The 24,051-nt window shown below is 62.9% G+C and carries 26 protein-coding genes; 4 read left to right on the plus strand and 22 right to left on the minus strand.

Annotation, left to right across the window (positions count from 1 at the left end):
* Positions 1-177: 177 nt before the first annotated feature.
* From RGV33_RS21620 to RGV33_RS21685, 14 genes are all read right to left on the minus strand, one after another.
* A complete protein-coding gene (locus tag RGV33_RS21620) occupies positions 178-636 on the minus strand; it encodes an REP-associated tyrosine transposase (RefSeq protein ID WP_322146052.1) in 459 nt (152 codons plus the stop codon).
* 372 nt (positions 637-1,008) lie between these two features.
* Entirely contained in the window at positions 1,009-2,055 is a 1,047-nt protein-coding gene (locus RGV33_RS21625) for an EscU/YscU/HrcU family type III secretion system export apparatus switch protein (RefSeq protein WP_322146053.1), read from the minus strand.
* Between the two features lie 3 nt (positions 2,056-2,058).
* On the minus strand, positions 2,059-2,871 hold the full coding sequence (sctT, locus tag RGV33_RS21630) for a type III secretion system export apparatus subunit SctT (protein ID WP_003208312.1): 813 nt from the start codon (positions 2,869-2,871) through the stop codon (positions 2,059-2,061).
* 6 nt (positions 2,872-2,877) lie between these two features.
* Entirely contained in the window at positions 2,878-3,147 is a 270-nt protein-coding gene (gene sctS, locus RGV33_RS21635) for a type III secretion system export apparatus subunit SctS (protein WP_003208314.1), read from the minus strand.
* A gap of 10 nt (positions 3,148-3,157) precedes the next feature.
* Positions 3,158-3,811 carry a type III secretion system export apparatus subunit SctR gene (gene sctR / locus RGV33_RS21640; RefSeq protein ID WP_003208316.1) on the minus strand — a complete coding sequence of 218 codons (654 nt, stop codon included), beginning with the start codon at positions 3,809-3,811 and terminating at the stop codon, positions 3,158-3,160.
* The gene (sctQ, locus tag RGV33_RS21645; protein WP_322146054.1) at positions 3,808-4,809 is read right to left on the minus strand and encodes a type III secretion system cytoplasmic ring protein SctQ; all 1,002 of its coding nucleotides are present in this window, start codon (positions 4,807-4,809) and stop codon (positions 3,808-3,810) included. Before sctQ ends, sctR begins: the two co-directional genes overlap by 4 nt.
* Entirely contained in the window at positions 4,806-5,255 is a 450-nt protein-coding gene (locus tag RGV33_RS21650; protein ID WP_322146055.1) for a hypothetical protein, read from the minus strand. Before RGV33_RS21650 ends, sctQ begins: the two co-directional genes overlap by 4 nt.
* Positions 5,256-5,445: 190 nt before the next feature.
* Positions 5,446-6,768: a FliI/YscN family ATPase gene (locus RGV33_RS21655; protein ID WP_322146056.1), complete on the minus strand. Its 1,323-nt coding sequence runs from the start codon at positions 6,766-6,768 to the stop codon at positions 5,446-5,448.
* Entirely contained in the window at positions 6,765-7,343 is a 579-nt protein-coding gene (locus RGV33_RS21660) for a FliH/SctL family protein (protein WP_322146057.1), read from the minus strand. The genes RGV33_RS21655 and RGV33_RS21660 overlap by 4 nt, the downstream gene beginning before the upstream one ends.
* Entirely contained in the window at positions 7,336-7,953 is a 618-nt protein-coding gene (locus RGV33_RS21665) for a type III secretion protein (RefSeq protein WP_322146058.1), read from the minus strand. Before RGV33_RS21665 ends, RGV33_RS21660 begins: the two co-directional genes overlap by 8 nt.
* Positions 7,950-8,732: a type III secretion system inner membrane ring lipoprotein SctJ gene (gene sctJ, locus RGV33_RS21670; protein ID WP_322146059.1), complete on the minus strand. Its 783-nt coding sequence runs from the start codon at positions 8,730-8,732 to the stop codon at positions 7,950-7,952. The genes RGV33_RS21665 and sctJ overlap by 4 nt, the downstream gene beginning before the upstream one ends.
* 4 nt (positions 8,733-8,736) lie before the next feature.
* Positions 8,737-9,174 carry a hypothetical protein gene (locus tag RGV33_RS21675; protein WP_003208328.1) on the minus strand — a complete coding sequence of 146 codons (438 nt, stop codon included), beginning with the start codon at positions 9,172-9,174 and terminating at the stop codon, positions 8,737-8,739.
* Positions 9,175-9,183: 9 nt separating this feature from the next.
* A complete protein-coding gene (locus tag RGV33_RS21680) occupies positions 9,184-9,414 on the minus strand; it encodes a hypothetical protein (protein ID WP_177048583.1) in 231 nt (76 codons plus the stop codon).
* A gap of 31 nt (positions 9,415-9,445) precedes the next feature.
* Positions 9,446-10,012, minus strand: a complete 567-nt coding sequence (locus RGV33_RS21685; protein WP_322146060.1) for a type III secretion protein — start codon at positions 10,010-10,012, stop codon at positions 9,446-9,448.
* 48 nt (positions 10,013-10,060) lie between these two features.
* On the opposite strand from RGV33_RS21685, the gene RGV33_RS21690 reads away from it, so the two are divergent.
* Positions 10,061-10,825, plus strand: a complete 765-nt coding sequence (locus RGV33_RS21690) for a tetratricopeptide repeat protein (RefSeq protein ID WP_322146061.1) — start codon at positions 10,061-10,063, stop codon at positions 10,823-10,825.
* 617 nt (positions 10,826-11,442) lie between these two features.
* On the opposite strand, the gene RGV33_RS21695 is transcribed toward RGV33_RS21690, so the two are convergent.
* The 7 genes from RGV33_RS21695 to RGV33_RS21725 form a co-directional block, all read right to left on the minus strand.
* Complete coding sequence (locus RGV33_RS21695) at positions 11,443-11,823, minus strand: hypothetical protein (protein WP_322146062.1); 381 nt, start codon at positions 11,821-11,823, stop codon at positions 11,443-11,445.
* Positions 11,824-11,837: 14 nt separating this feature from the next.
* Positions 11,838-13,118 (minus strand): type II and III secretion system protein family protein, encoded by a 1,281-nt coding sequence (locus RGV33_RS21700; RefSeq protein ID WP_322146063.1) that lies wholly within the window; start codon positions 13,116-13,118, stop codon positions 11,838-11,840.
* A complete protein-coding gene (gene sctV, locus RGV33_RS21705) occupies positions 13,115-15,253 on the minus strand; it encodes a type III secretion system export apparatus subunit SctV (protein WP_322146064.1) in 2,139 nt (712 codons plus the stop codon). Before sctV ends, RGV33_RS21700 begins: the two co-directional genes overlap by 4 nt.
* The gene (locus tag RGV33_RS21710) at positions 15,250-15,585 is read right to left on the minus strand and encodes a tetratricopeptide repeat protein (protein WP_169389111.1); all 336 of its coding nucleotides are present in this window, start codon (positions 15,583-15,585) and stop codon (positions 15,250-15,252) included. The genes sctV and RGV33_RS21710 overlap by 4 nt, the downstream gene beginning before the upstream one ends.
* Positions 15,585-15,941, minus strand: coding sequence for a hypothetical protein (locus RGV33_RS21715; RefSeq protein ID WP_322146065.1), 357 nt, complete (start codon positions 15,939-15,941; stop codon positions 15,585-15,587). Before RGV33_RS21715 ends, RGV33_RS21710 begins: the two co-directional genes overlap by 1 nt.
* Positions 15,942-15,969: 28 nt before the next feature.
* Complete coding sequence (locus tag RGV33_RS21720) at positions 15,970-16,863, minus strand: FHA domain-containing protein (protein WP_322146066.1); 894 nt, start codon at positions 16,861-16,863, stop codon at positions 15,970-15,972.
* A 115-nt stretch (positions 16,864-16,978) separates the two neighbouring features.
* Entirely contained in the window at positions 16,979-17,140 is a 162-nt protein-coding gene (locus RGV33_RS21725) for a hypothetical protein (protein WP_003207273.1), read from the minus strand.
* Between the two features lie 564 nt (positions 17,141-17,704).
* On the opposite strand from RGV33_RS21725, the gene RGV33_RS21730 reads away from it, so the two are divergent.
* The 3 genes from RGV33_RS21730 to sodC all read left to right on the plus strand — a co-directional run bounded on the left by RGV33_RS21730 (position 17,705) and on the right by sodC (position 22,086).
* Positions 17,705-20,923: a type III effector HrpK domain-containing protein gene (locus tag RGV33_RS21730; RefSeq protein ID WP_322146067.1), complete on the plus strand. Its 3,219-nt coding sequence runs from the start codon at positions 17,705-17,707 to the stop codon at positions 20,921-20,923.
* Between the two features lie 72 nt (positions 20,924-20,995).
* Positions 20,996-21,448, plus strand: coding sequence for a winged helix-turn-helix domain-containing protein (locus tag RGV33_RS21735; RefSeq protein WP_322146068.1), 453 nt, complete (start codon positions 20,996-20,998; stop codon positions 21,446-21,448).
* Positions 21,449-21,564: 116 nt separating this feature from the next.
* Positions 21,565-22,086 (plus strand): superoxide dismutase [Cu-Zn] SodC, encoded by a 522-nt coding sequence (gene sodC, locus RGV33_RS21740; protein ID WP_322146069.1) that lies wholly within the window; start codon positions 21,565-21,567, stop codon positions 22,084-22,086.
* A gap of 1,104 nt (positions 22,087-23,190) precedes the next feature.
* Here sodC and RGV33_RS21745 read toward each other — a convergent pair.
* Entirely contained in the window at positions 23,191-24,051 is an 861-nt protein-coding gene (locus RGV33_RS21745) for a Dyp-type peroxidase (RefSeq protein WP_322146070.1), read from the minus strand.

The raw sequence follows: 24,051 nt of genomic DNA on the forward strand, positions 1-24,051 counted from the left end.
CCAGAAAGATTGGGGTGTTTGGTTTTTGGGGCCGCTTCGCAGCCCAGCGCGGGGCAAGCCCGCTCACCACAACAGCCCGGCTCACCACAACAGCCCGGCTCACCACAGCAAGCCCGCTCACCCCAACAGCCCCACTCACCACAGCAGCCCCATCGACCACAATCCTGATACCAAGCATCAGATCCAGCAGGCATCCCACAGCGAGTAGTCGCCTACCCGCTCAACCAACCCGGCTCGCAGTGGATTGGCGATGATATAGCGAGCCATTTTGCGAATGTCATCCTCCACCCGCACGGCCCTATCGTGATAGCCCGGCTGCCAAACCCGCTCTTTGCTATGACGGCGCCGATTAATGGTTAACGTGCTGCGGGACTTGGTACGGCGTACTACGTCGGCCAAGGTTTTTTGCTTCAGCTCGAACAACCAATGAATATGATCGGGCATGATCACCCAGGCCAGGGACTCGACCAATCCCGACTCTTGAGCCTGCCGGAACTCGGCAACCAGGAGACGGCCGAGGAATAAATCGTCGAACAGCCGCTGCCGGTGATGGACGACGATGGTGATGAGATAGCTGCGTCCGAGCTCTGAATAACGGCCTTGGCGCAGGCGATGAGATTGGGGGGTGGGACGCATTCCATTGCTCCAGGAAAAGGCTCCTAAAGAGCATTAACCCTAGCGTGCGGTTGCCCGTGAGCCAGCGCCACTTGGTGACTGAATATATCTGATAGGTGATTTCATTGAGCTGAACCCTGCCTCTGAACAGGCTTTCTGTAGTGAGCGGGCTTGCCCCGCGCTGGGCTGCGAAGCAGCCCCATCAAGAACAGCGCATGTCTCCAAAAAGATCGGGGTGTTTGGTTTTTGGGGCTGCTTCGCAGCCCAGCGCGGGGCAAGCCCGCTCACCACAACAGCCCCGGCTCACCACAACAAGCCCGCTCACCACAACAGCCCCGCTCACCACAACAATCCCTGCTCATCACAACGGCCAATCAACACAAGATGTGGTGCTCAGATTAACCGCGCCGCCACCAACCAATCCGCCACCGCCTGAAACGCAGCATCCGGCACCGGATCGCCCGGTACGGTCTTCCTGGCAATCGTCTCCGCCAGGCCCTTGTCCGGCGCCTGCGGTATCCCGAGGTCAAACGCCTCCTGCAACATCCCCAACGCCTCCTCCGGTGAAGCGCGGCACACCACCACCGGCACCGGTGTTTCACCACGCACATAGCGCACGCCAATCACCCAGCCCTCGGTGGTGCCGATCATCATCGACGCCCGGCCCAACCCCAGTTTGGTGGCCAAAGCCTGCATCTCCTGGCGCTGGCGCCGCCGTTCGCTTTTGATCAGCGGGTCGCCATCAATGTCCTTGCGCTCGCGCTTGGTCTCGCTACGGGTCATTTTCATGTCGCGGCCAAACAGCCAGCGTTGCATCAACACGTCTACCCCACCCACCAGGATGAAGGCGGCGAGTACGGTAAACACCAGCGGCTTGAGCACCAGGAAAAACGTCGACTCGATACACCCGGCGCCACATCGCGAAGACTCCATCAACGCCTGTAACGCATGCCGCCCCACTACGTAGAACGCCACGGCCAGCACATGCACCTTGATCAGGCCCTTGATGAACTCCACAAAGTTGCGCAGGGCAAACAGCTTCTTGAAGCCTTCAGCCGGGTTGATGCGCTTGAACTCGGGCTTGATCGGTTCCACGGAAAACACAAAGCCGCGCATGGTGATGATGTTGGTCAAAATCACCACCCCGGTGGTCACCGCCATCACCGGCAGCGTAATGCCGATCACCAGTTGCTCGGCATGGTCCAACACCCGTGGCCACACCGTGGCGAAGGGCTCGATGTAGATCTGTGCAGTGAGGTCGATCAGCGCCGTGACCTGGGCCTGGGCCCGTGGCGCAAGGATGGAGATGCACAGGGTACAAAACAGGATGACCATGCCCGAGACCAGGTCCTGGCTCTTGGCAACCTGGCCCTTTTGGCGCGCGTCCTTGAGCTTTTTGTCCGTGGCCGGCTGGGATTTTTCTTCGCTGGTATCGCCCATGCGCTACTCCATGCCCGCCAGGGTTTTCAGCAGTTCGACGGTGCCGCGAAACTCCGCCAGTTGGTCGAGCATCAACGGAATCAGGAAGCCGATGTAGATCACCATCAGGATCGAGAAAAACAGGTTTTTCACCGGCAACGACAGGTCGAAAATATGCAGGTTCGGCGCCATGCGCGACAGGTACGCCAACATCAGGTCGGTGACCAGCAGCGAGATGATCAGCGGCGAGACCATCAGCACCCCGACGCGCATGATCTGGTCGAGAATAGACAGCACCGCCAACAGCGCCGAGCTGGCAAACACCGGGGTAAACGCGGTGACCGGCCATAGCTGATAGCTGTGGTAATAGCCGTCGACCATCAGGATAAAACCGCCGGACATGAAGAACAGTGTGATCAACATCACCGTCAGCAAGGTCGACATCACACTCGACTCGCCGGTAGACAGCGGGTCCACCAGTTGCGCCATGGTCGAGCCGCGCTGCAGGTCGATCAACTCCCCCGCCACTTCCGCCGCCCAGAACGGTATGCCGAACAGCAGGCCGATCAAGATGCCGATCAGGAACTCCTTGATCAGCAACCCGGCGATAAACAGGCTGCCGTGGTTGGGCATCGAGGTCATGGCGTCGAACACCGGCATGAACATCGGAATTGAAATGGCCACGGCCACGCACCCCCGAATCATTCCGGTAAGCCCGAGGCGGTTGAACGCCGGGGTGATCACCACCACCCCCATGGCCCGGCAGGCCGCCAGCGAGGCCGAGCTGATCACCGGGTAGGCGACTTCCAGAAACTGCGCGGTAAGGCTGGCATCCATGGGCAGTCAGCGCGTCCACAAGGGGAAGTTGTCCAACACCTGGCTGCCGAGTTCGGCCACTTGCCCGGCCAGCACCGGGCCCAGGAATACAATGGTCAGCAACACCGCCACCAGCTTCACCACCTGGGGCAGGGTCTGGTCCTGGATCTGCGTCAGTGCCTGGAACAGGCCCACGCTCAAGCCGACGATAATCGCCACCCCCAGCGCCGGCGCGGAGAGCATCAGCACGGTCATCAGTGCCTGTTTCATCAATGACAGGAAAACGTCCTGGCCCATGGGTCGTGCCTCAGCCGTAACTCAGAATCAAACCGTGCATCAGGCGCGACCAGCCGCTCAATGACACGAACAGGAAGATTTTCAGCGGGATTGAAATCAGGTTCGGCGAGACCATCGACATGCCCATCGCCATCAACACGTTGGACACCAGCAAGTCCACCACCAGGAACGGGATGTACAGCAGGAACCCGATCTCGAAGGCCCGGGTCAGCTCCGAACTGACAAACGCCGGGATCAGCACCACCAGGTCGTCATCCCGCAGGTCGGCACGGGCTTCCGGCGACCAGATGGTCTCGGTGGCCTGCACAAAAAAGCCGCGCTCGGACTCGTTGGCAAACCGTGCCAGGTGCGCCTGCAACGGCGGGCGCAAAGCGTCGCCGAGGTCCTTGAGTTGCTCGACATGTTCAATGTTGAGGTCGCGCCCTTCCACCTGGCGGTACATGTCGCCAATCAACGGCGTGGTGACGTACACCGACAGAATCAGCGCGATGCCGTACAGCACCAGGTTCGGCGGCGTTTGTTGCACGCCCAGGGCGTTGCGGATGAGAAACAGCACCACCGAGATTTTCATAAAGCCGGTGAGGGTCACCACCGCCAACGGGATCAACCCGATGGTGGCGACCACCAGGATGATCTCGATCAGGTTCGGCTGATAACCGGTCATGGGGTGGCGAAACTCAGCAGGCGCACGCCCAGGCCGTCACCGATTTTCACCAGTTGGCCCTGACCGACGCGGCGGCCGTTGACCATCAAGTCGACGCCATCCACGGTTGGGGTATTGAGTTGCAGCAAGCTGCCCGCGCCCAGCTCCCGCAGTTGCGCCAGGGTCAGTTCCAGGCTGCCGACCTGGCACACCAGCTTGAGGGGCAAATCGTCCAGGGCCGCAGCGGCGTCGACGTCAGTCATTGTGTTCTCCATGTCCAGAAGGGGCGATTTCAAAGGTTCCTGTAGCTGCAGCGACGAGCCATCGCGCTGGCAGCGGGCTTGCAGGCGGCCCTCAAGGTCCAGCAGCAAGCCGCTGCCGGGTTCGAGCATCAGCACATCGCCGGGCTGCAAGCTGCGCAATTCGCCAAGGGTCAGCCATTGCTGCCCGGTAAGTACCGAGAGGGTCTGGCGCAGCGCGGGCAACGGGTCGGCTTCAACGCGGCCGTGCTGCTCCAGCAGCTGCGCCACCAGCAACGCGGCGCTTTCGCTGAGGTCCAGTTGGGCAGCCATTGGAGGGTTGTTGCCAAAGGTCAGGGTCAGCGCCAGGTGCACGGGGTAAGGGCGCGGGTCTGCACTGGTTTCAAGCAATTGCACCGGATGGCCGAGCAACGGTTCAAGGCGCTCGATCAGGTCCAGCACGGCCAATTCAAGCAGCAACGAGCGCGGCAATGACGGCAGTACTTGCGCATCGAACTGCAACGCCAACGGCACCAGCACCTGCTCCAGGGCGGCGGCTGACAGACGCAGGCGCACTGGCGATTGCCCGAGCAACAACTGCACATCGCGGGGCGTTTTCAGCGGCTGGGGACCGGCAGCCCAGGCGACGCGCAAATCCTGCCCGGCGCAGCGGCCCTGCCACGCGTGGCGCCGGCGATGCAGTTGGTTATGTACCGTGAGCAGCGCCGGGTCGTAGTGTTCCAGCCACGGCGCCAATGGGTCGGCAAGGGCTACGATCATGTGCCGAGCCCTTGTTCTTCACGCAGCTCGCCGGCCACCCGTTCATTGTTTTCGCGCCCCTCCAGCAGGCTTTGCCAGGCGTCGGACTGGCGTTGGCGGCTCAGGCGTTCCTGGCGGAACAGGTCCCGCTCGCGCTCCTGGGTTTGCAGGGTATGGGATACGTGGCTGACGTCGCCCTCAAGCAGTTGCTCATCGTCGGACAAGCCCCGCAGGCGATCCTGGGCCGCCTGCCAACTGGCCACTGACAGGCCTTCGGTCAGCGAGGCGTAGATCTGGCCGGCTTCATGGGCGATCGCTTCGCGGTGCAGGCGCAGTTGTTCCTTCGCGTCGGTAAGGGCGCCATGGGTTTGCACGCAGCGCTGCTGTTGCGCCGCCAACTGGCTGGCTGCCCGTTGCTCGCGCAGCACCCGCAGGGTTTGCAGGGTGCGCAGTTGTTCGGTCTTCATAAGGTTTTCTCCATCGTCATACCAACACCACACTCGCTGAGTGCATGCAGATCGAATGTGGGAGCTGTCGAGCCCCGGCGAGGCTGCGAAAGCGGTGGGTCAGGTAACATCAATGTCGGCTGCGCTGACGCCATCGCAGGCTCGCTAAAGCTCGACAGCTCCCACACTGGATCTTGCTGCGCTTTCGGGCTCATGCCAGCACCTGGCGCATGCGGATCAAGGTGTGTTCGGGGCTGCTCGGCTCGTCGGCGTTCTGGCGCAGGAAGGCTTCGATGGCGCCATGGCGGGTGATTGCTTCGTCGGCCAGCGGGTCGCTGCCGGCGGAGTACTCGCCGACGCGGATCAGCATTTCGATCTCGCCGTAGCGCGCCATCAATTCACGGATGCGCATTGCCAGGCGCTTGTGTTCTTCACCGGCCACCTGCTCCATCAACCGGCTGCGACTGCGCAGTACGTCTACCGCCGGGAAGTAGTTGCGCTGGGCCAATTCGGCGCTGAGGGCGATATGCCCGTCGAGGATCGAGCGCGCTTCCTCGGCCACCGGGTCACTGGCGGAGTCGCCCTCGGTAAGCACGGTGTACAGCGCGGTGATGCTGCCGGTGGGACCGGGGCCGGCGCGCTCCAGCAGTTTGGGCAAGGTGGCAAAAAAAGACGGCGGATAACCACGCCGTGTCGGCGGCTCACCCACCGCCAGGCCGATCTCGCGCTGGGCGCGGGCAAACCGTGTGAGGCTGTCCATCAGCAGCAGCACGTTGCGGCCCTGGTCGCGGTGGTACTCGGCCAGGGTGGTGGCGACAAATGCCGCGCGCACCCGCTCGGCGGCCGGGCGGTCGGAGGTCGCGACTACCGCCACGGTACGCGCGCGGGCCTGGGCGTCCAGTTGCACGTCCAGCAGTTCGCGCACTTCCCGGCCCCGCTCGCCGATCAGGCCGATCACAATCACATCGGCCTCGCTGTTGCGGATAATGCTCGCCAACAACGAGGACTTGCCCACGCCAGGTTCGCCGAAGATGCCCATGCGCTGGCCTTGGGCGAGGGTCAACAGGCCGTCGATGGAGCGAATGCCCAGGGCCATGGAACGCACGATCAATTGCCGGGAAAACGGCGCCGGCGGCTCGGCATGCAAGGGGTAGGTCTGCAAGTTCAGGGTCGGCGGCAGGCCGTCACCGTCGAGAAACTCGCCCATGGGGCTGATCACCCGCCCCAGTTGTGCATCGCCCACCGCCACACCGAGGCTTTCGCCGGTGGCGATGATTTGCGTACGGGTCGACAAGCCTTCCATGGAGCCGATGGGCGACAGGATCGCTTCGTCGCCATCGAAACCAATCACCTCGGCGCTAAGGCTGCGACCACTGACCGGGTCGCGCAGGTGGCACAGCTCACCAATACTCGCGCCCGCCACACTGGCCCGCAACAACACCCCGCGAATACTCAACACGGTGCCCTGCATCGGGCGCAGGCGGGCCTGGGACAGCCGCTCGGTGAGACGCGGCAGCAGGTGATTGAGGTTCATGCCACGCCCTCTTCGGCGAAGGGCAACAGGCTGCGGCGCAGGGTGTGCAGTTGCGCGTCCAGCCCCAGCTCAACCGAACCCGCCGGGCTGCTCAGGCGTGCCTGGCCGGCACTCAGTTGCGCGTCGGCCTCTACGGCGATGCCATCCTTGAGCAACGGTTGGCGCAAGGCATTCACTTCGGCGGGCGGCACCCACAAGGTCAAGGCCTGGCCCTGGCGAAACGCGCTCAAGGCCTGGCGGGTGCAGCGCACTACGCGGTCAGTGTCATCCAGTTCGCCGAGCACCTCGCGCACAATGCCAAGGGCCAGGTCTGCCAGCGATGCTTCAAGCCCGGCCAAGTACTGCTGGACTTGGGCGTGGGTCTCCAGCAGCAGTTGCGCGACTTGTTCGGCGCCTTCCCGTCGCGCACTTTCAAAGCCTTCGGCGCGGGCGGTGTGCAGCCACTGGTCGCTGTCGGCCTTGATTTGCTCGGCATGGTCCCTGGCGGCTTGCACAAAGGCAAAGCCATCGGTCCACAACGCCGCTTCTTCGGCACGCAAGATCCGCGCGGCAGGACGGCTGGGTAATTCACTCATGGGCAAGCTCCTCGGCGAGCAACCGTGCGGCAACGGTCTGGACGATTTCCAGGTCACGGGGCAAGCGCCCGGTATAACCCTTGGGTGCGACAAACCGCAGTGACAGCCAACCTTGCAACTCGACGGGCTGGGCTTGCAGCCAGGCGGCGACACAGGTGAGGCCGTCGCGGTCGATGGCGTCGATCAACTCGGTGGGCTCGCGCAGCAGGTCTGCGGCACCGCCCAACTGCCGGTTGGCCAGGGCCAGCGTGAACGCTTCCTGACCCAGGCCTTCGCGCAGTTCATTGACCACCTCGCGGCGAATCTCCCGGCTCAGGGTAGAGGCATGCCAGATCGCCCCACACAGCCTGGGCAGGCGCTGAAATTGCGCCGGGTTCAGCAGCAGCACCGGCAAATCGGCGGCGGGCGGCGTCACCAGATGCGCCAGCGGCGCCAGTTGATAATGGCTGGCCAGCAACTGCTCCAGCCGCGGCCGGAAACGCGGCTGCCCATGCAGGGCTTGCAGCACCTCGGCCGGCAGGCCTTCGCCGAAACACTCGCCAAGGCTCTGCTGGCGCACAAACTGCAACGGCTGGGCGATCAAGCCCTGCCAACGCTCAACCAGGCTCATTCACCCTCCTTGAGCACATACAACGCCTGGGACTGGCGCCGCGCCCACTGTTGACGGGCCAGCACGCCGCACGCGCCAAGGGCCAGCAGCAGTAAACCGCCGAACAGCAACCGCGCCTGGTTGAGGTTGTCTTCCAGCAACCACAGGCCCATGAAGCTCGCCAGCCGTGGTTGCGCCGGGTTCTGGCTGATGGACACGGCGGCCTTGATCGCCGTCACCGAGACGCCGTCATAGCTCAGGCCGGAAATACCGTTGGCCACCAGGGTCTTGATCTGCGGGATCAGGGTGTTGATGTCGGTGCCCGGGTCGTAGCGCACCAGCACCGAGGCCGACGACGGCGAAATCACCCGCTTGAGTAGGTCATTGTCCGGCAGCACCACGTGCACCCGCGCCGAGACGATGCCGTCGATCTGCGACACCGAATGGGACAACTCTTCGCTCAAGGCGTAGATCATCTGCGCCCGCTCCTGCACCGGGGACGACACCAGGCCGTTACCCTTGAACACCTCGCCCATGTTGGAAAAGCTCTGCTGCGGCAGGCCGGCGTTGTCCAGCAGGGTCATGGCCTCGGCGAAGCGCTGTTCGTCGACCACCACTTTGAGCTGGCCGTTGTCCTGCACCTTGCGCGTCGCCGGGATGCCGTCGCGCAGCAGCACCGCGACCATAGCGTTGGCGTCGCGCTCGCTGAGGTTGGTGTAGAGGTCCATGTCGCAGGCCTGCAAGAGGCTGGCGAGCACGCCGATCAGCAGCAGGCGCAGGGCACGATTCGGGCTTGGCATGGCGTTATTGACCCTTGAGCAGCGTGTTGGCGGAACCGGAAATCTGCGTCGCACCGCGCACCACCATCTGGGTTTCGATGGAGTAATCGAACATCTTGCCCAGTGAATGGACGATCTGGTCGACCTGTTGCTCGGCGACTTTCTTGCCCGGTTCGGCGGTGGGCGAGGCACCCGAGGTGCGGATATCCGCAGCGGCCACTTGGGGCGGCGCCGACGGGTTATTGGTGAGCAAGTCGGCGCGCTCGGAAAAGGTCCGGGAGCGGTCGATAAAACTGTTCAGGCGCTCCATCAGGCCCGAGCCGATCTGATGGGGGCTGGCGCCCTCGGGCATGCCCTTGGCCGTGTTGGCCATGTGCTCGAACAGATTCTGCGAGGCCCCCGCGGGCCCCGCGCCGGCGGACGGCGGCAAGGCCGTGGCGCTGGCAGCGAGACTGATGGTCATGGGTGCGCCCTACTCTTCGTCGTCATCGGACAAGGCGTCATTCAGCATTTCCTGCGCCTTGGGCATGATGATGAACTGGCCGCCGATGGTGACCGCCTGGGTGATCAGGGCATCGGTGAATTCGGCGTCGGTCATCTCCGGTTTGTCGGCGCTCTTGGCGTTATCCACCGCGGCGTTGAACTTGGCTTCAGGGCTGGCGCCACCGGGGGCGAGGTTGCTGTCTACGGCGGTTACGGACATGGTCATGCTCCTTTGCTGGGGTTGGGGTGAATCAAGGGGTCTCGGTGCTCACCTGGGCGCCGCGAAACACTCGCACGCCCTGCTCGCGCGCCACGACGGGCGCGGCGGCCTTGGGCTGCAGGTGATCCACATGCTGCTGGACCAGCGCCAGGTACGGCGGCGGCCCGGACACGAATACTTCATCGCCCTCCGGGCCGTTGCGCATCGACAACTGCTGGCCGAACACATCGAGGTTGTTCAAATAGGCCTGCAACTGGTCCAGGTTCAGGGCGCTGGCCTTGAACAATTTGGTGGTGATTTCGTCACTGGCGTTGAGGTACAGCAGGTTGCCGTCGAAGTACCAGGTCAGGCCGTTGGTGCTGCACAGCATTTGCAGAAACTCCCCGGCAGTGGCCGCACGCACGGTGCTGCGGGCCTTGCCGCGCACCTTGTCGGAGAGCACCAGCGGGACGTCGAGGTTGTGGCCGAACTCTTCGAGGGCGGCGCGCACGTCCTGGTCTACCAACACGTAGGCGTAGGGTTTGGCGAACCACTCGGGCTCCTCGTCGGCGTGGGCGAGCGAGGCACCAAACAGCACCGACAGACATAGGAGCGCCATGGAAAATATGCTTACATGGCGTCCGCCTTCGCCCAACGAGTTGTGACGATGACCAAACACTTTTTGCTTGCCGCCAGCCTGTTGCTGGCTGCCTGTACCAGCACTGCGCCGAGCGATACCGACCGCTCGGTGAAACTGGCCAACGACCTGAACAAACGTGGCGACTACGCCAGCGCGGCGGCGCTGTATGAGCGTGCGGCCCAGCAACCGGGCGCCGGCATCGACCTGTGGCTCAAACTCGGCCAGGCGCGGCTCGACGGCAACGATGCGCTGGGTGCCGAACGCGCCTTCCAACAAGCCCTTGGCCTCGAGGCCCACAACGCCGACGCCTTGCTGGGGCTGGGCACCGCACAACTGCGACTGGGCAAAACCCAACGCGCCGTGACGGCCCTGGGGCAAGCTGCAGAGGCCAGCCACACGCCGGAGGCCTACACCCGGCTGGGCATTGCTCAAGTGCTGAATGGCCAGGCCGTCGCGGCACAAACCGCCTTCGCCAAAAGCCTGAGCCTGCAACCCGACGACCTCGACAGCCGCTGCAACCTGGCCCTGGCCTACGCCCTGGGCGGTCAGTCGCAACAGGCGCTGGACACCATCGCCCCGGTCACCCAATCGCCCCGCGCGCTGCCACGGCATCAGCGTAATGAACTGCTGGTGCTGGTATTGGCGGGTTACGAACAACGGGTTGCCAGCCTGCCGCTGGACGACATCCCGACGGCTGAACGAGTACGGCTGGTTGCAGAAGCCAACCGCATCAAAGCCATCAGCGACCCAGTTGCGCAGGCGCGGGAGTTGGGGCTGGTGGACACGCACTAAACCCAACAGCTTTTGATCTTGCTGTTGCCCTGCTTTTGATCTTGCTTTTGATCTATCAGGCCCCGTCAACCACGATGGCCGCAAGCAGGCACGGTGTAGCGGGTAAATCGGCAAGGATGCCGATTTAGCCGCGCCGGGCCATGGATGGCCCGTCGCGGCGGCCCGCGGAACCGTGCCGGAGTGCGGGCATGCCGAGCCTAAGCGAGGCACCGAGTGGTGGGGCAAAGACCTTTTGGTTACTTTTGGGGCGTTTGCCAAAAGTGACCCGCTGTAAGAGCGGAACCATAAGAAGCCGTTACCGCAGGAATGGATATATACACGGTAAGCTTCAAAATCCCGGTCGCCTGCCAGACCGCTATCGCGAGCAAGCCCGCACCCACAGTTGGATGATGGTGTGGCAGACAGATCTACTGGGCCTGGAATATCGCTATCGCAGGCAAGCCAGCTCCCACAGTTGGATCGTGGTGTGGCAGACAGATCTGCTGGGCCTGGAATGCCGCTATGGCAGGCAAGCCAGCTCCCACAGTTGGATTGTGGTGTGGCAGACAGATCTGCTGGGCCAGGAATACCGCTATCGCAGGCAAGCCAGCTCCCACAGGGGGAATATGCCCAGGGGGTCATTGCTCACCTCCCGGAGCGCCAGCCTTGGCCTCTTGTTGAGCCTGGCGCCGCTGCAACTGCTCCCGGTCAAACCCCTCGATATACACCTGCGCCGCCCGCCCAACCGGTGCCGCCATCGCCGGCCCGGTCGCCCGCCCCTGATTCAAATCCTGGCGCTGCTCCACCATCTGCATCAAATTCAGATTGTTGGCACAGCCCAACGGCAAGGTCGCCTTGAAATCATCATCCAACCCGACCTCGTCCTTGGCCGGCGGCTGCTGGCACTGGCTCGGCAACCCGTCCGCCTGATATTGCGGCGAGTAATACACCGGCGCCAAATGCGTCTTGCAGCCCACCACCAACAGGGGCAAACACATCAACAAACGCGAAACTTTCATGCCATGCCCCCTCATCAATTCATGTAGAAACCAAACGCCCCGCCACTGCGCGGCCCCGCCGCTGCAGCGGTCGCAGGCTGCGCATCCAACGGTGTGGCCAGCGTGCGACTGCGCACCGGCTCCACCAGGTACGGCGTAATCAAAATCACCAGCTCGGTTTCATTGCGCTGAAAACGCTTGGAGCGAAACAGGTTGCCCAGGATCGGCAAATCGCCCAATAACGGCAGCTTCTCGATGTCCTGGCTGCTCTCGCGCTGGAACAGCCCGGCAATCGCAAACGTCTGCCCACTGCCCACTTCCACCCGCGTATCGGCGCGCCGCACGCTGAACGACGGCACATGAAAGTTGCCGAAATCCACCGTACCGCCGCTCACCACACTGCTGACCTCAGGCCGCACTTGCAGGGCGATACGGCCGTTGGGCAGCAGCGTCGGATTGAACAGCAGCGACACGCCGAACGACTTGTATTCGATCCCCACCAAATCCCGATTCACCGGCACCGGAATCGCCACTTCACCGCCCGCCAGGAAGCTCGCGGTTTGCCCGGTCATGGCAGTGATATTCGGCTCGGCCAGAATTTGCAGAATCCCGTTGGCCTGCAACGCGTCGAGCATGCCGTCGATGTTGGTGTTGCCCGAACCGCTGCCCGCTGCCGCCAATCCGCCTGCGGTCGCTGCTGCCAGCGGCCCACCGGTAATCAGCCCGAAGGAAAACGTGCCGTTGCTGAACATCGCGTTCCAGTTCACGCCGTAATGCAGCAGCTCGGAGCGCGACACTTCAGCGAACCGCACACGCAAATTGACTTGGGCCGCACCGGCATATTCAGTGGTGTTGACCGCGCTTTGGAAACCCTGGCCCTGGGGGTTGAGCAAGGCATTCAAATCCGTCGCTTCACCCACGCTGCGCACCGTGCCCTTGGCGATCAAACGGTTGCCAGCCCCGCTGATCTGCGCGCCACTGCCGGGGTGCAACGCTTGCATCGGTGCGGTCACGGCCTGGGTGGCGCTGCTCACGGCCAGGGTCAAGCCGGCGAGCTGTTTGCCGTCGGCGCCGAGGGCGATCAGGCTGGTGTTGCCCGGCGCCTTGCCGAAGATATAGATCACGCCGGGCGACACCACTTGCAGGTCGGCAATCCCAGGTTCGGCCACCAGCACCGACTCCACCGGCGCTACAAAATGCAGGATCCGGCCTTCCCCGGATGCAAGGCTGATAGAACCCTGGGCACCGTTGGCGATGTCCTGGGCGCTGCAAAAAAACGACGCCAACGCCAGCAACAACAGAGAGAAACGAATCATGAGGCAGACGCCAGGGAAGTGACGGAAGCCGCGGCAGGTGCGCGGCGGTTGGAGATATCGGTGAGGCTGATGGTCACCAGCGCTTGCAGGTTGTATTCAGTGGCCAGCTCGCGAAACGACAACACGGCCAGCTCCAGCTCACCGCGCAGCACCAGGCGGCGCAGGCTGCGGCGCAGTTCCGGGTGCACAAGCAATACCGCGCTGTTGGCCTCGGTGGTTTTGTCGCAGGCCTGGCGCAATTGCGCGAGCAAGGCGCGGTTGACCTCTTCCGGAATCACTTCGCGGCTGGGTTCCTGGCGACGCAGGGACGCACGCAACTGGTCTTCCAAACCCGGCGCCAGCACCAGCGCGCCAATCACCCGGTTGCGGTCGGCGTACTGATGGCTGATCTGCCGCGCCAATGCTGCGCGCAGGTGTTCGGCCAGGCGGCCGGCATCGGTTTCCCGGGCGCCCCACTCCACCATGGCTTCGAGCAGAGCCCGTTGATTGCGGATCGACACGCCTTCGCCCACCAGCAAGCGCAGGGTCTCGGCCACCCGCTGCAACGGCACCAGGCGCAGGGCTTCCTTGACCAGTTCGCCGTAAGTGGCCTCGGTGCGTTCGAGCAGCAGACGGGTTTCCTGGATCCCGAGAAAGTCTGCGGCATAGCGGCGCAGGCTGCGTTCCAGCACGCCGCGCAGTACTTCATCCGGCAGCAGGAAGCCGATGCCGGCGCTGCGCAGCGCGTCTTCGTGCTGGCGTTCGATCCAGTGCGCGGCGCGGCCGTTGAGCGGTGAATCGGCTTGCAGCGTGGCGATGTCCAGCAACTGCACGTGCACCGGATCGTCCTGCAACAGCAGGCAGTTGATCGGCATTTCGCCTTCACTCACCGGCACACCTTCCAGGGACACGCGAAAACTGCCCGGCGTGGCCTTGGCGTCCATGTGAACGCCCGGCACCGGCACATCCACGCCGAGGTCGCTGCGCAGGTCGTGGCACAGCGCTTCGATGCGCTGGCCCAGCAACTGGCGCGGTGCGCTGAGGGCCAGGGCGCTGCCGAGGGTCAGCAATACCCGAGTGTCAGGGGCCACGCCGTATTCCTGCTCGGCCTGCACCTCGACCACCGGTTCCAGGGTCTCGATCAGCGCTTCAGGCTCCACCTGGTTTTCGCGGGTATGGCGGCGGTACATCACGAAAGCCGCCCCCCCGAACACCAATGACAAACCGAGGAACACCCAGGTCGGAAAGCCCGGGATCACGCTGACACCGACCATGATCAATGCAGTCAACCCGAGGGCCCGGTAACTGGCGCCCAACTGCTTGAGAATCTCGCTGCCAAGGTCACCCGCTGCGCCGTCGCTGTTGACCCGCGTAACCACGGTGCCCGCTGCCACAGAGATCAACAGCGCCGGGATCTGCGCGATCAGACCGTCGCCCACGGTCAGCAGCGAGTAGGTGTGCACCGCCGCGCCGAAGGCCATGTCGCGCTCGATCATGCCGATCAACATGCCGCCCAGCAGGTTGACCGCAAGGATCACCAACCCGGCAATCGCATCGCCCTTGACGAACTTCATCGCCCCGTCCATCGCGCCGAACATCTGGCTCTCACGCTCCAGGCGCGAACGCCGGCGACGGGCTTCGGCCTGGTCGATATCGCCGTTGCGCAGGTCGTTGTCGATGCTCATTTGCTTGCCGGGCATCGCATCCAGGGTGAAGCGCGCGGCCACTTCCGCGACCCGTTCGGCGCCCTTGGTGATCACCACAAACTGCGCCACGGTAATGATCAGGAACACCACCATGCCCACCACCACCTGGCCGGCAATCACAAAGTCACCGAAGGCCTTGACGATATGGCCGGCGTCGCCGTGCAGCAGAATCAAGCGGGTGGTGGTGATGGACAGCGACAGGCGAAACAGGGTACTGAGCAGAATCAGCGGCGGCAGCGCGGAGAATTCCACCGAGTGGCCGATATAAAAAGCGACGATCAGGATCAGGATGCTCAGGGCGATGTTCAGGCCAATCAGCATATCCACCAGGTAGGTGGGCAGCGGGATGATCATCATCACGATGGCCATCAGCATGAACGCGACGATGATTACGTCGGTGCGCTGGGCGGCCATGCGCGCGATGCCGTTCAGGCGATTGAGCAGGTTCATGGCGCCACTCTCCGTGCAGCCAGGTAGCGTTTGAAGCACTGGCGCGCTTCGTCCTTGCGCTCGCCGTACCACAGCGCCCGGGCGCGCAGCAGCAACAGGCTGGCAGACTCGCCTTCCAGCGCCACCAGGCGGTCCAGGGCCGACAGTGCGCGGGTGGCGTCACCGCTGTCGGTGAACGCCAGCACCAGCGAGCGCAGCAACAGGCCGTCGTTGGGCGCCACGCTCACGGCAATCAGCAGCATTACCAGCGCACGCTGGGACTGGCCATTGCGCCGGTACAGCTCGCCGATGCCCTTGAGCAGTTGCACTGCGTCGTCGTTATCCCGGGGCATCAGGCCTGGACCTCCGAGCGTTGTTGTTCGAGGGTGCGGCGCATCTCGATTTCCTCGCTGATCAGGTCGTGGGCCAGTGCCTTGATTTCCGGTTCGGCGTCGAGGTTCGGCAACAGGTGCTGCATCACGTGTTCCAGCAGCTCCAGGGACCGTGCGCTGCCAAACAGCAGCGAGTCGACGCCGGCGGCGCTGGTGAGCTCTTCCAGGTCACTGCGCAGGGAGCGGCGGGACTGGACCTTGCGGGTTTTGAGCAGCGCTTCGAAGGCGGTGGCCTGGCGCGAATTGACCGGGCGAATCGCCTCGACCGGCGCGCTGCGCACGTCACTTGGAACCAACGGACGGGGTTCGACTTTCATCCCGGGGCCTTAGCTGAAAAAAGCAGCGTCATAAAGTGAAGGTGAAGCGCTCTTCGCCACGGGCGAGGATCACCTGGTTGTTCTCGATGCGTTCCAGCACCCAGTTGTCGGCCAGGGCAGCGCCGGGGTAAAGGCGCTTGCCGCTGTCGTTGATCACGTAGGGATTGACGCCGAACCACACCGCTTGAAAGCGCACCCGTGGCCGGGCCGCATCCGCGCGCACTGCGACCCGAGGGTTGAGGACGATCTGCTGGCCATAACGCTGGTCGAAGGCTTGTTGCAGGGCGACCCACTGGGGCTTTTGTGCCCGCTCGAACGAGCCGGTGGCGTTGAGCTGGCCGTCGACATCATCGACCTTCACAGCGTCCAGGTGGGCGGCCTGCAATTGCGCTTCGAACCAGGCCTTGGCCTCGGCGCGGGAAGGCTTGGCCACGGTTTTTTCGGCGACCGGCAGGACGGCCTGGGCTTGCGGTGGATCGGTGCGAAACGCCAAGGCGCCGGCGCACACAAACAGCAAGGCGGTGGCGATGATCCAGGGCGTGAACGTGCGCGTCGCCACAGGCGGTTTTTCAGGGCTTCCCGGCAGCGCCAGGCTGACACCCGCCGTACCGATGCGCAGTTGCAGCGGCAGCCGCGCGCGATGGCCGCTGCCTTGGGGAATGCGGATATCACCCGCAGTGCCGGTGATCAGCACATCACCGCCGAGGGCTTCGACGGCCACCTGGGCACCTTCAAAACGCAGGCGCAGGTGCAACTCGGCGATCCCGGGATCGCAGAGCAGAAGGTCGGCGGCCGAAGCGGCGCCAAGGGTATAGACCGGTTGGTCGAGCATCAGGGAACTGCCCTGGTGCAAACCGTGGGTCACAAGCAGGGTCGGCACGCCGTTCGCGGCGGGCAGGCCCAGGGAAATCAAGGCTGTCATGGTTGGGTTTGCCCCCTTGAGAATCACAGGTCGCAACCACACCTGTGCCGATCAACAACGGTGCAACGGGGTAAGGCAGGTATACGGGCAGCGCCGGCGCTGCCCGTATGGCGAATCAGTTCTGCGGACGCTGTTTGGTAGCGTCGAGCTCTGCTTTTTTCGCGGTGCTGATCTCGGTGATCTTGGCCGACTTCTCGATAGCCATGTTGAAAGTTGCTTCCATCTTCGCGATAGCGTCGTCGGCGCCGCCTGCACTTACTGGTGGAGTAGTAGCCATGTTCAATCTCCTTGCATCGATAGGGAAGTTAAGCAGCATGCAAACCGAACCAAACTCCCAGCGTCAGACAGTGAGTTGGCAATGCAGCCGTCGGTTTGCATGGCGGCCATACTACTCACGAATAAAACGCCTTCGCTGTGAAAGCTTGTGAAACGTTCACGGCCGGTGCTGTGAAAAAACCGGCTCAACGCGCCGTTGAGAAAATCTCATCAACGGAGGGCCGTTGAACTTTTATTGAAAAACAGATACACGACAGAGCCCAATGATTACGGGGGCTTCTCCCTGTAACAGGAACCACCTCAAGCCCTTTGAGGCGGTTTAGCTCCACGCAAAACCCTCGACCACTCAACATTATTTGAAAAAATTATCCGACAACTTCACACTTTTAACTAATAGCCATTTGCCCAACTTTGCCGATATTGCCATTTGTAACAAAACCGACTTGATCATCGCGTTTTATAGCTCGGCGCGGACGCGTCCAATAACACTTCGCAACTTTCATCCGCCTCAGTTAGTGCACTTGCACTAAAGATCGATTTATATAAAACAACTACCAGGTGATCTATGACTGCGATCCCGAATGGCCTTGACCCTGCTGATAACAAGGGCCCGACAGGCTCCCGGAGCACGTTCGAAAAAGCCCTGTTCACCGCCGTCGACCGGCCGGTATTCGACCCCTCGAAAATCCGCGGGCCGTCCATCCCGCTGCCGTACCAGAACGTGCAGGCACCGGTGGACAACAGCATCACCTACACCCCGCTGGGCAGCGATAAACCGGTGATGCTCAAGCAGATCGACAACCCCAGGCTGTTTGAGCAATTGGTGAACCAGTACAACGCGCAGCAAAGCGATGCGACCCTTGAAAAGAACCTGGCCGCCAGCAAAAGCGCTGGCTACAAGGAGGCTGACGCCAGCACCGTGGCGCCCGGGTTGGGCAACTACAAGGGGCTCGGCAGCACCACGGAACTGGGCCCGGGGCTGATCCGCTACGAGACCAACGCCGGCGATAAAATTGTGGTCAGCCAGAAGCAGACGCCCGCGCTGTTCGCTCAGGTCAGCGGCGACTCTGCCAAGCTTTTCGCGATCAACGCCAGCCAGGCCGAGGGCTATCGCTTGGCCGGCCCCACGGAAACCATGGACCCGGCGGCGAACATCGGCCCGCCCGAGGAAGTCGGGCCGGGGTTGATTCGCTATACCACCGCCGCAGGCGACAAGGTGATCGTGTCCCAGGACATCACCCCGGCGCTGTACGACCAGGTGGCCAAGCTGTATGCCGGCAGCACCGGCGCTGCGGGCGCCTCGGACACCTCGTGGATCGACACCTCGTCGTTCGGCGTGTCTGGCGCCAAGGCCTGGGACACCATCACCGGCAACACCAGCGGCACCCCCACCAAGGAAGAGCTGGACCTGAACCGCCCCAAGGCGGCTGCGCAACTGCTCTCGCAAAACTGGGACGCCTGGGGCCTGCACGGCGCGCCGATCGACTTCGCCAACCCGCCCACTAACCTGCCGCCCGAAGCTCAGGCCGTGCTCAAGTACGTGGCCAGCAGCCCGAGCCTGATGGCCGCGCTGGACACCGGCGGGCGCGGCAAGGCTGACAACGTGATCACCCATTCGGATGTCGACCACTTCATCGACAACGCCGGCAAGGACCTCGGCGCCGCATCGAAATCCTATGGCAGTTTCCTCGGCAGCCACCCCGGCGATTTGGCCAAGGCCAACGCCAAGTCGGCGGCGATCCTGATGGCCAACGAAAGCCTGGCCGCCGGCGCCGGTTCGGCGATGCGCCCGGGTGACGCCAACCAGCGCAGCAACGACGGCATGCTGCGCACCGACAACCTGGAAGCGTTGGGCAGCGATTCGGCGCTGAGTACTGAACTGACCGGCGCGGCGGCCATGTGGTCCAAACCCGGGATGTTCCACGCCCTGGAAACCGGCGGCGACAACCCGGCCACCGGCAAGTCGGACGGTATCGGCACCCGCGACAACATCGGCGCCTGGCTGGAAAAACAGGCGCCGAAAACCGACAGCGACACCCTGACCTTCCTCGATGGCGCCGCCACCCGCGATGCCGTCGCAGGCATAGACACCTCGGGCCTGACCGCCGACATCCTGGCCAACCCGCAGAACTACAGCGGCGAACAGAAAGCCGCAGTGCTGGTGCAACTCACCGATGCGCAAACCCGCCTGCTGGTGAGCGACTACGTGCCCCACTCCGGCCTGATGGACAAGTACACCTCGCCCAACTACGGCCTCAACCCCAACGAAGACAAGATCAAGGCGCAGCTGCAAAGCGGCATCGAAACCCTCTCGGCCGACCCGGACGTACAAGGCTTCCTGCAAAACAATCGTGGCCCGGCACTGGCCGACATCGTCGACAGCAACCCGACCCTGAAAGTCGCGATGCAGAACTACTACGCCAGCGACATCGAGACCGGCAAGAACCTCAACGACAACCTCCACGCCAAGGACCAGGACGGCAAGCAGGTCGACATGGGCGTGGGCCTGCAAAACGCTGCCAACGACACGACCATCGCCAACCTCGCGCTGGGCGGCAACGGCCATGTGGACCTGACCGGGATCGCGGACAAGGCCGGGCAAAGCGACAACATCCAGCAGTACTACAAGACCGAGCTGGTGACCGGCAAAGCCTTCACCGATGCGGTGGCCGCAGGCATGGACCCGACCGTGGCCGCCAGCAGCTTCGCTGCCAGCACCGCCTCGGCCCAGGCCTTCCTCGGCGACAAAGCCTCAGCGGATGATGCGGCCACCTTGCAGGTGAATTTCAACGAAGCCCTGGGCGATGCGTTGCTCGGGGGCGCCACCACCGACACCCTGAACATCACCCTGGGCGACGGCAAGGGCAACTTCGACGAAGCCAAGGTGACTGCCGCAATCAACGACGCCCAGCAGAAAGACCCGCAGATGTTCGTCACCTCCGACGGCGGCAAGATCGACCCGGCGCAGGTGGTGTCAATGCTGCGCTCGGTGTGGGACATCGGGCGCCAGGGCGACAAGATTGCCGACGCGCTGCCCAAGGCCATCGAAGGCATGAAGTTCGGCGACGTGAGCCCGGCGTTCAAGCAAGGGCTGTTGCACATCGGCAGCGCGGTACTGATGAGCGGTGTACTGATGGCCCGCTCGGCCAGCGGTAGCAACACACCGGTGGCGGACGCGAACCGGGTATCTGCCGGGCTGCAATTTGCCGGCCTATTGATGGAAGGTGGTACCAAATACGCCAAGGAAGCGGGGTACGGCATCACCTGGGTCAACCGCCCGGACGGCGGCACCATCGGTGACTTCCCCGGCAAGGTGCCGGTGGGCAAGGGCCCGCTGAGTCCGCAGCAAATCGCCAACCTCGGCGCGGCGGGCAAGATTATCGGCTCGGCAGGCGGGATCATTGGCGGCGTGATCGGGGTGATTGGCGGCGTCGACTCGTTGAAAAAAGGCGACTACTTGACCGGCAGTTTCTCCGTCGCCACCGGCGTACTCGGCACGGGCGCGGCAGTGGCGGGGTTGGTGGAAGCCGGGGCCGGTCTGTACGGTGCCACGGAAATCGGCGCGGTGGCCGGGACCATCAGCGGCATCCTCGGCGGCGCCACGGCGATCCTCGGCGGCATCGGGAGCGCCTTCCTGCCCTTCGCCCTGGCCGATGCCCATGGCAAGGCGCAGGACGCGTTCTACGGCCAGCTTGCGCCGGTGCTCAAGCAATATGGCTTGACCGGCGGCCCGACGGAACCGGGCGACTATCCGGAAGACCCGATCCCGGCGATCAACACCTGAGCCTCCCTTGCAGCCTTGCGCGAAAGGGAGCCGCGCGGGGCTGTGTCTTGAACATGCACACAGGTTAATCACATGACGTATTCACAACGCAGCCACCTTGAAGACAGCGCTTTTGAAATTCACTTTGGTCCTTATCGACTGCTGCCCAGGCGTCATCTGCTGCTTAAAAACGGTGAACCCGTGAGCTTGGGCAACAGAGCCCTGACCTTGTTGATTGCCCTCGCCTCGCGACCCGGAGAGCTGCTGGAGAAAACCCAACTGCTGGATATCGCCTGGCCACGGTTGGTGGTGGAGGAATGCAACCTGCGGGCGCAGATCAAGGCGATTCGCCGGGCGTTGGGGGATGATGATTCGGTGTATATCGCGACGGCGACGGGCCAGGGGTATCGGTTTGTCGCGCCGACCTGGGTTGAGCGCCAGGCGCAGAAAAAACCGCTGGTGTTGGGGGTTTATAGCTGTCGCCGGTGTTTGGGCAGCGAAGTAACGCCGGTGCACAGTGCGCGGCAGGAGACGCTTAACAGCTGAACCGTGGGGATTATTCCGTTGGAAAAATATGTTTTTTCCAACGGAATTATTTGGCTGGGCTGGTCGTTGTATTTCCCGAGACTGCTCACTTTTATCAACTTTTCGGGAAACCCCTCATGAATCGTATTCACTGGCTCAGTTTGGCAAGCCTTCTCGCCATTGGCACCGCTCAGGCGGCCTCCTTGCAAGTTCCGGTCAACCTCGTCAGTGCCGATGGCGCGCCGCAGCCTGTGGGTACGGTGACTATCAGTGAGTCCGCCTATGGCCTGATTTTTACACCTGATTTGAAGTCCATGCCGATGGGCGCGCATGGGTTTCATATCCATGAGAACGGCAGCTGTGACGCGGGAGTGAAGGATGGTGTGAAGGTGGCCGCGTTGGCGGCGGGTGGGCATTTTGACCCGCAGAAGACGGGTAAGCATTTGGGACCGTATGCCGAGGGGCATTTGGGGGATTTGCCGGCGCTGTATGTGAATATGGACGGGACTTCGACCAACCCGGTATTGGCGCCGCGGTTGAAGACGATTGCGCAGATTCAGGGGCATGCGTTGATGATTCACGCTGGCGGGGATAATCATTCGGACATGCCCAAGCCATTGGGTGGTGGTGGTGAGCGCGTGGCTTGTGGGGTGATCTGAATCGGGGCGTATCCGGTATTTGGGTAACGGCTTCGATGGGTTCCGCCCTTACGGCGGGTCACTTTTGAAAGGAGCCCAAAAGTAACCAAAAGGCTCTTGCCCCACCACTCGGCACCTCGCTTAGGCTCGGTGTGCCCTCACTCCGGCTTTGGACCGTGGGCCGCCGTCATGGGCCATCCTTGGCCCAGGACGGCTAACCCGGCGTCCTGCCGGGTTACCCACGCTCCAAAGCCTGCGTTCGGCCAGCGTGGTTGACGGGGCGCCTAAGATCAAGATCACAAGCAGATCAAGAACACAGCGGCCTACAGGCCGGCTTGAGTGTTAAAAGCAACAGCGAAATCAAAGGCCGGCACGGTTCAAATGTAGGAGCTGGCTTGCCTGCGATGGCATCGCCGCGGGGTGTCTGAAAAACCGAGTCGCCTGCATCGCCGGCAAGCCAGCTCCTACAGCTTTTGCCTTGGCTTTTAACACTCAGGCCGCCGCGACGGCCCGTCCCTGCCCCGTCGCGGCTAAACCGGCGTCCTGCCGGGTTACCCGCTCCGTACTACCTGCGTTCGGCCAGCGTGGTTGACGGGGCGCCTAAGATCAAGATCACAAGCAGATCAAGAACACAGCGGCCTACAGGCCGGCTTGAGTGTTAAAAGCAACAGCGAAATCAAAGGCCGGCACGGTTCCAATGTAGGAGCTGGCTTGCCTGCGATGGCATCGCCGCGGTGTGGCTGAAAAACCGAGTTGCCTGCATCGCCGGCAAGCCAGCTCCTACAGCTTTTGCCCTGGCTTTTAACACTCAGGTCGGCTTTCAGGCCGCCGTGCTCTTGCTCTTGATCTTGATCTGACTGCCCCATTCAGCCCGAGGCCGAACGCAGGGATTGAGGAGCGGGTAAACCGGCAGGACGCCGGTTTAGCCGCGACGGGCCAGGGACGGGCCGTCGCGGCGGCCCGCGGAGCAATTCCGGAGTGAGGGAACGCCGAGCCACAGCGAGGCGCCGACAGGCGGGGCAGAGCGTTTTGGTTACTTTTGCGCTTTTCAAAAGTGACCCGCTGTAAGAGCGGAACCCATATCAGCCGTTACCCAAATAAAGGATATGTACCCGGTACAAAACCTCAGAGCACCAAGCTCAAATCCACCCGCCCATCACGCAATGGCGGGCACCAATAGTACCCCCCAGTCAACGGCTTGCTAATACGATACAACCCATCAACGATCCCATCCTCAAGCCCACTCATCCGCCGCAACTGCGCTTCAAACGCATCAAACGAATGCCCAAACGCCAGGAACATCAACCCCGCCTGACCATTCTCGGCCCAAGGCATCGACCGACGCACCACAAATGCCTCAGGCGTAAAACTCTCCTGGGCCGTACGCTTGGTGTGCGCCGACTCCGGCGCATCCTCCAACTCTTCGTTATCCCCATGGCGCCGACCAATAATGTGGTCCCGCTCCAGAGCCGGCAACGCCGCAAACCCATCCAGGTCATGCTGCCACTGCTGGATCGCCGCAAAACTCGCACCACCCTGCGCCACCGCCGCATCCACCGCCGCATCGTCATGCGGGTTCTCAGTGCCGTCCTCATAATCAGTCAGGTCAAACCCGGTCTTGTAGCGAAACCCCTCGGTCATCTGCACCAGACCAAACCCCGGCGCCAGGGCCTTCTCAAACGCCCGGCTGCGCAACAGCAACTCACCGCGATCCACACCATGCAACCAGACCCACAGCGCCTGCTGGGTCGACGGATTCTCCGCCCCCGGCCCGCTCACACGCGGGAACGCCCGCAACCCTTCAATTCGCGCGCCCAGCGCATTGACCAGCGGCTCACCAAAACCGACCACCGCATTCGCATCCACCCGTTGCACCAGCGCATCCAGTGCGGCAGGTACAGCCTCCAGGGACTCAATGGCAAAAAACAGATGGCGTGCCTGCAACGGCACCGGTGCGGCAAGAATGCCCGGCTGGTACTGACTCAT

The organism is Pseudomonas sp. Bout1 (assembly GCF_034314165.1).
In the GTDB taxonomy this organism is placed as follows: Bacteria; Pseudomonadota; Gammaproteobacteria; order Pseudomonadales; family Pseudomonadaceae; genus Aquipseudomonas.